Annotated in this window: 5 protein-coding genes; 3 read left to right on the top strand and 2 right to left on the bottom strand. The window is 42.6% G+C overall.

The window, feature by feature from the left end; all coding sequences use genetic code 11:
- Positions 1-196: 196 nt before the first annotated feature.
- Positions 197-1,639 carry a glutamate decarboxylase gene (locus BXY_RS08080; RefSeq protein WP_008026137.1) on the top strand — a complete coding sequence of 481 codons (1,443 nt, stop codon included), beginning with the start codon at positions 197-199 and terminating at the stop codon, positions 1,637-1,639.
- Positions 1,640-1,648: 9 nt separating this feature from the next.
- Positions 1,649-2,614 (top strand): glutaminase A, encoded by a 966-nt coding sequence (glsA, locus tag BXY_RS08075; RefSeq protein ID WP_004316557.1) that lies wholly within the window; start codon positions 1,649-1,651, stop codon positions 2,612-2,614.
- Positions 2,615-3,047: 433 nt separating this feature from the next.
- Here glsA and BXY_RS08070 read toward each other — a convergent pair whose 3' ends face one another.
- Positions 3,048-3,827: a potassium channel family protein gene (locus BXY_RS08070; RefSeq protein WP_004316558.1), complete on the bottom strand. Its 780-nt coding sequence runs from the start codon at positions 3,825-3,827 to the stop codon at positions 3,048-3,050.
- A 216-nt stretch (positions 3,828-4,043) separates the two neighbouring features.
- Between BXY_RS08070 and gadC the strand changes: the two genes are divergently transcribed.
- Entirely contained in the window at positions 4,044-5,735 is a 1,692-nt protein-coding gene (gadC, locus tag BXY_RS08065; RefSeq protein ID WP_008026134.1) for a putative glutamine/gamma-aminobutyrate antiporter GadC, read from the top strand.
- 157 nt (positions 5,736-5,892) lie between these two features.
- Here gadC and BXY_RS08060 read toward each other — a convergent pair whose 3' ends face one another.
- Positions 5,893-7,155, bottom strand: a complete 1,263-nt coding sequence (locus BXY_RS08060) for a sensor histidine kinase (protein ID WP_015531656.1) — start codon at positions 7,153-7,155, stop codon at positions 5,893-5,895.
- Positions 7,156-7,351 lie beyond the last annotated feature (196 nt).

Genomic DNA, 7,351 nt, shown 5'->3' with positions numbered 1-7,351 from the left:
GGAAATGACCAAGATTCACCTTTGTGTCCTCTGCGTCCTCCGTGGTGAATAGGCACGTTTCAATAAGGGCATCCTCCTCCTTAATAAACGCCAAATAATGTAAAACCCGGAAACTTTCAAAACTATCTGCTGTTGTTGTGGGAAATTCGACGGGGAAAATCCCCATCGCCCTAAACCTTTAAAAAAACAAATTAGTATGGAAGATTTAAATTTCAGAAAAGGTGATGCAAAAACCGATGTATTTGGTTCAGACAGAATGTTACAACCCTCTCCGATAGAGAAAATACCTGATGGACCTACTACTCCTGAAGTCGCCTATCAAATGGTGAAAGATGAAACATTTGCTCAAACCCAACCACGTTTGAATCTGGCTACTTTCGTGACTACTTATATGGATGAATACGCCACTAAGCTGATGAATGAGGCCATTAACATCAACTACATTGATGAAACAGAATATCCGCGTATCGCAGTGATGAACGGTAAATGTATCAACATCGTTGCCAACTTGTGGAACTCTCCTGAAAAAGACACTTGGAAAACCGGTGCGCTGGCTATCGGTTCTTCGGAAGCATGTATGTTGGGTGGTGTAGCTGCCTGGTTGCGTTGGCGTAAGAAAAGACAAGCACAGGGCAAACCGTTTGATAAACCAAACTTTGTTATTTCTACAGGTTTCCAGGTTGTTTGGGAAAAGTTTGCACAGTTGTGGCAGATTGAAATGCGTGAAGTGCCTTTGACACTCGAAAAAACCACTCTTGACCCCGAAGAAGCTTTGAAAATGTGTGATGAAAACACCATCTGTATCGTGCCTATCCAGGGTGTTACATGGACTGGACTGAATGATGACGTCGAAGCATTGGACAAAGCACTGGATGCTTACAATGCCAAGACCGGTTATGACATTCCTATCCACGTAGATGCCGCCAGTGGTGGTTTCATCCTTCCGTTCCTGTATCCGGAAAAGAAATGGGACTTCCGTTTGAAATGGGTACTTTCTATCAGCGTATCCGGCCATAAGTTTGGTTTGGTATATCCGGGACTCGGATGGGTTTGCTGGAAAGGCAAAGAATATCTGCCCGAAGAAATGTCATTCAGCGTAAATTATCTGGGTGCCAACATTACACAGGTAGGTTTGAACTTCTCTCGTCCGGCTGCACAAATCCTAGGGCAATATTATCAATTCATCCGTTTAGGATTCCAGGGATACAAAGAAGTGCAGTACAACTCCCTGCAAATTGCTAAATATATCCACAGCGAAATAGCCAAGATGGTTCCGTTTGTCAACTACTCTAATGATGTTGTGAACCCATTATTCATCTGGTATCTGAAACCGGAATATGCAAAGAACGCCAAATGGACCTTGTACGATTTGCAAGACAAACTATCCCAACACGGTTGGATGGTTCCTGCTTACACCTTGCCTTCCAAACTGGAAGATTATGTAGTGATGCGTGTCGTTGTCCGTCAGGGATTCAGCCGCGATATGGCAGATATGCTACTGGGCGACATCAACAACGCCATCACCGAACTGGAAAAACTGGAATATCCTACCCCTACCCGTATGGCTCAAGAAAAGAATCTTCCGGTAGAAGCTAAGATGTTCAACCATGGTGGTCGTCGTAAAACCGTAAAAAAATAAAAAAGATCTATGGATAAAAAAGTAACACTCGCTCAATTGAAAGAAGTGGTACAGGAGGCATACGATCAGGTAAAGACTAATACCGGCGGCAAGAACGCCGACTATATCCCCTACCTGGCAAATGTCAACAAAGATCTCTTTGGAATCAGTGTCTGCCTGCTCAACGGGCAGACCATCCATGTGGGAGATACTGACTACCGCTTCGGTATAGAATCCGTATCCAAAGTACATACGGCTATTCTGGCACTGCGCCAATATGGTGCCAAAGAAATCCTGGACAAGATTGGAGCCGATGCAACAGGCTTACCTTTCAATTCAATTATCGCCATCTTGCTGGAGAACGACCATCCGTCTACTCCGCTGGTAAACGCCGGAGCCATCTCCGCCTGCAGCATGGTGCAGCCCATTGGCGACTCTGCCAAGAAATGGGATGCCATCGTAGGAAACGTGACCGATTTATGCGGCAGCGCCCCACAGTTGATTGATGAATTGTACAAGTCCGAATCGGATACCAACTTCAACAACCGTTCTATCGCATGGTTGCTGAAAAATTATAATCGGATTTATGATGATCCGGATATGTCATTAGACCTCTACACCCGTCAGTGCTCATTAGGAGTGACTGCATTGCAGCTTTCCATTGCAGCCGGCACAATCGCCAACGGTGGTGTAAATCCGGTGACTAAGAAAGAAGTTTTTGATGCCACGCTGGCTCCTAAAATCACTGCCATGATTGCCGCAGTAGGTTTCTATGAACATACCGGCGACTGGATGTACACTTCCGGTATTCCTGCCAAAACAGGTGTAGGCGGTGGTGTGATGGGTGTACTGCCCGGACAGTTCGGTATTGCTGCCTTTGCTCCTCCTTTGGATGGATCGGGCAACTCCGTGAAAGCGCAGTTAGCTATTCAATGCATCATGAACAAGCTGGAATTAAATGTGTTTAGCAACAACCATATCACCGTTGTTGACTAAAACTCTCTCTCGATCTCTTTTATAAGTAGGTAAAGGTTACTATCTCCCGATAGTAACCTTTTTCTATTCCTCCTTATCCCATTGATTTCCCGCTTGACTCCCCACCAGTGTTTTCAATACAAACGGTATTAATTATCAAATACAACAAATTAAATTTACCCCTATGCAACTCCAGTTATTAAAATGAGTATATCAGTGTCACTATTATTCACCCGGATAAGGTGGAACTTCTTCATTTAGAGACAGCAACTAACAGCTGTTTGCCTCTGTCTCTTTTCTACAAAGATAGAAAGTTATTCCACTTTTCCTCCCCTTTTCCTTCCATGCTTATAAAGAAAAGTAATAATACTATTAAGAAAAGTATTTCTAAGCTGATTTTCAACACATTACAATTACTCTCATTCTATCTGTTTTTATCCGCCACACAAGCATATTATGTATTAACCTTCTGTACGACAGCTTTTTCTGCCGATTCCTTTTGGGCGGAAGCCTTTTTCTGTTGTTCCTCCTCTTCGTAATATTGCTTTCTACGCTTGTTGGATTGTTGAATCAGATTTGTAATATAAACCGTAAAGATAGGAAACATCATCATACCCAAGGCGGCCAGCAAAACGGAAAGCACGCGCCCGGTCACGGTCTGCGCTATAATATTCGACCCCACGGTAGTAACATCCATAAAAGCCCACCACAAGGCATCTCCATAATCATTCACCAATGGATTTACCCGATGCTCGAGCACAAAAAATGCCAGACTGGAGAAATAAACTGTTGCCAGCAACATCGTCAGATAAGAGACAAACAGGCTCGAAGCCCGGTTGTAAGTCAGCCAGCCGACCACAATAGCAAGCGCATATCCTCCTCTTAATAAAGGAATGAAACGAAGCAGGTAGGTAATCTCATCCGAAAACGTCCATCCATAATATGCGATGATATTCTGATAAGGGATAGCCACCAATAAAAAGATAAAGTGTGTCCGCAGATAGCGTCCTTTATGTTTTGCCAAAAAGAACTCCAACACAAAATCGAAAAGAAACCAAAGGCAGATACATAGCTGTACCTTCATGTAAGAAGACTGTGTATAGAACGGAATTCCCTTAAAAGTATCCACCGAGATACTGATAACCAGAAAAAGAGACATTATTAATATAATAATGTGAAGAATACCATAAATCCCCTTTTTCCCGGAAATAAAATCTGAAAACGCTGATTTCATAACTACTTAGTTTATAATAAAATGGTTCACATATAATTTAGATTGTTTAGAAACAATCGAGAAAAGTAATTGTTCCGAAACAGGTAAATCGGGGGTTGCAATATCCCGTTCCGGCGATGTTAATTAACGAACTTTGAAAGAGATTGCGGAAACATCTCGCGCAAAATGTTGTTATAACACTGACTTTAAAATATTTTTCACTTAAAACCTTAACTTATGGCAAATATTAAAAATGCAGTGAAGCTGGGTGTGTTTACCCTTGCTATCATGAATGTTACGGCAGTAGTATCCTTGCGTGGACTACCAGCCGAGGCCGTATACGGAATGAGTTCGGCCTTCTATTATCTTTTTGCAGCTATTGTCTTTCTAATCCCTACATCGCTCGTTGCAGCCGAGTTGGCAGCAATGTTTCAGGATAAGCAGGGTGGTGTATTCCGGTGGGTAGGCGAGGCCTACGGCAAGAAACTGGGATTCCTCGCCATCTGGGTGCAATGGATCGAAAGTACGATCTGGTATCCGACAGTATTAACGTTTGGTGCCGTATCTATCGCTTTCATCGGAATGAATGACGTACATGACATGTCACTGGCAAACAATAAGTATTATACGCTCGTCGTCGTACTTATCATCTATTGGCTGGCCACTTTCATCTCCCTGAAAGGTATGAGCTGGGTAGGTAAAGTAGCCAAAATCGGTGGTATGGTCGGTACCATTATCCCGGCCGGATTGTTGATTATCTTAGGAATCATTTACCTGGCAACGGGCGGACATTCCAATATGGATTTCAACAGCAGCTTCTTCCCCGACTTTACCAACTTCGATAATGTCGTTCTTGCTGCCAGTATCTTCTTGTTTTATGCCGGTATGGAAATGGGCGGTATCCACGTAAAAGACGTAGATAACCCTTCTAAAAACTATCCGAAAGCCGTATTTATTGGTGCGCTTATCACAGTGTTGATCTTCGTTTTGGGTACTTTCGCATTAGGTGTGATTATCCCTGCTAAAGACATCAACCTGACTCAAAGCCTGCTCGTCGGTTTCGACAACTATTTCAAATATATTCATGCTTCCTGGTTGTCACCAATCATTGCGGTCGCTCTTGCTTTCGGTGTATTGGCTGGTGTATTGACATGGGTTGCCGGTCCGTCCAAAGGTATATTTGCCGTAGGTAAAGCCGGTTATATGCCTCCGTTCTTCCAGAAAACAAACAAGCTGGGTGTACAAAAGAATATCTTGTTCGTACAGGGTATCGCTGTAACCGTATTAAGTTTGTTGTTTGTTGTTATGCCTTCCGTACAGAGTTTCTATCAAATTCTGTCACAGCTGACAGTTATTCTTTATCTGATTATGTACCTGTTGATGTTCTCCGGAGCTATCGCATTGCGTTATAAGATGAAGAAACTCAACCGTCCGTTCCGTATCGGTAAATCCGGCAACGGCCTGATGTGGTTTGTTGGCGGTCTTGGCTTCTGCGGATCATTACTTGCCTTTATTCTTAGCTTCATCCCGCCCAGCCAGATTTCTACCGGTAGCAACACCGTTTGGTTCTCCGTACTAATTATCGGTGCAATTATCGTTGTCGTTGCTCCGTTTATTATCTACGCTTCCAAGAAACCGTCTTGGGTAGATCCTAATTCCAATTTCGAACCGTTCCATTGGGAAGTTCAGGCTCAACCTGCCACTGCAAATGTTAGTGCAAGCAGCGTTAATGCTCCGCGTCCTGCTAATGCAACTTCTGCACACACAGGAGGAACAACTGGGGCAAGCACAGCTACCCCCGGTGCAACCGCTTCTAATGCAGCAACTTCAGGCACAGCATCCTCCGGTTCAGCTTCCTTCGGAAGTTCCTCTGCCAGCAAAGCATCTCCGGGAACCGGAGACAAAGATAAGGATGCACCTAAGTCGTAAAGACTAAACATTCATCCTGTTCATTAAGAAGTTCAAGACAATTCGAAAAGCCTTGAATTTATAAAATCACCCTCACTACAGTCAAGTGAAGCATCTCCAAAAGTCAGATTTAACACTTTTGAGATACACTTTACAACTGTAGTAAGGGCGATTTACTTTATGGTTGTGGCTTAATCAATTCCGGCTTAATCACCCTCGGCAACACAAAGCTGAAAGTAGATCCCCGGTTGACCTTCGAATCGAGTTCGAGGTTTCCACCCAGATTTTGGATAATCGTTTGCGAAAGAGTCAGCCCAAGTCCCGTTCCCTGCATTTCACGGTCGAGTTTTATGAAACGTGAGAATATCTTTTTCTGGTCTTCTTCCGGTATACCAATGCCTGTGTCGGACACAAAAAAGTAAACTTCTTCCATTCCTTCCAAACGGCACCCGAAACGGATTTCACCCGACGCAGTAAATTTCATCGCATTATGTAAGAGGTTAGACAATACCTGAATGATACGTTCTCGTTCCGAATACATCATAATAGGTTGCACATGCGCCTCACAAATCAATTCCACCGGCGAGTTATTCAATTTCGCCTTAAATATTCCATCCAATTCTCTCAACAAATCATTGGCATCAAACTCCTTATATACGAAATCTACCGTCCCGGATTCTATTTGAGAAAGATCGAAAATATCATTCACCAGGCGCAACAATCGTTCATTATTCTCTGCGAGAATATCAGCATACATTTTTCTTTCCTCTTCGCCGGAAGCCGACACCATCAAACCGGAAAATCCGACAATAGCATTGAGCGGTGTACGAACTTCGTGACTCATATTAGCAATGAAGGCAGATTTCAATTTCTCGGCAGAGATGGAATGTTCTTTTTCAATGGTCAGTAACCTTTGCACATTTTTCAGTTCTGTCACATCATAAACAGTCAACACCATATAATCTTGGCCATGAATATTCAAATAAGTACCCGATACTGATACATCGCAAGGAGTCACTGTCATTTCATCCTCACTCAACAACTTCATCGAAGCTTCCAGATTCTTAAAACTTGCTTTCTTATAAAAAGCCTTACCGATAGACGCACGAATACAACATAGTTTACACTGTTCGTGCTGACCACATTCACCGGCTGCTATCGCGTTTCTACAATGCAACAAATCCCCCACTCTTTTTGTAACTCCACCTACCTGAACAGGCAGACGGTTCAAAGAATAATAATTGGTGTCACAGACTACAAAATCCTTGTCAATCAATAAGAAGTAGGCATTGATGTTCTGCAAAACCAAAGCCAACTTCTTAAGTTCATTCTCTTTATTTTCTTTCGAATGTACCTCTTTTTGAAGTGACTGGCACTTTGCCCACACATAAATGAGGGTAGCTGATAGAACTACTATAATAATAATTGCCAGTGATGACATAGGATTAGAGTGTTTATAATGTTTTGATAGTTTCAGTGCGTAAATTTATAAAATATGCTGCATAAATAGTGAGTTATCTACATATTTATTCTAACAAAAATTCATTAATATTTTCATCGGTCAGAATTTGGCGAAATTTTCCCACGAAGTTATTGCGGTATTAAAAAATATACTTATCTTTGCACCCGCAAACGAG

This window comes from Bacteroides xylanisolvens XB1A (assembly GCF_000210075.1).
Classification (GTDB): domain Bacteria; phylum Bacteroidota; class Bacteroidia; order Bacteroidales; family Bacteroidaceae; genus Bacteroides; species Bacteroides xylanisolvens.
This window is presented reverse-complemented; position numbering and strand designations above follow the sequence as displayed.

Coding starts and splice junctions, on each gene's coding strand:
- BXY_RS08080 (WP_008026137.1), top strand. CDS start 197: ATGGAAGATTTAAATTTCAGAAAAGGTGATGCAAAAACCGATGTATTT.
- BXY_RS08070 (WP_004316558.1), bottom strand. CDS start 3,827: ATGAAATCAGCGTTTTCAGATTTTATTTCCGGGAAAAAGGGGATTTAT.
- gadC (WP_008026134.1), top strand. CDS start 4,044: ATGGCAAATATTAAAAATGCAGTGAAGCTGGGTGTGTTTACCCTTGCT.
- BXY_RS08060 (WP_015531656.1), bottom strand. CDS start 7,155: ATGTCATCACTGGCAATTATTATTATAGTAGTTCTATCAGCTACCCTC.
- glsA (WP_004316557.1), top strand. CDS start 1,649: ATGGATAAAAAAGTAACACTCGCTCAATTGAAAGAAGTGGTACAGGAG.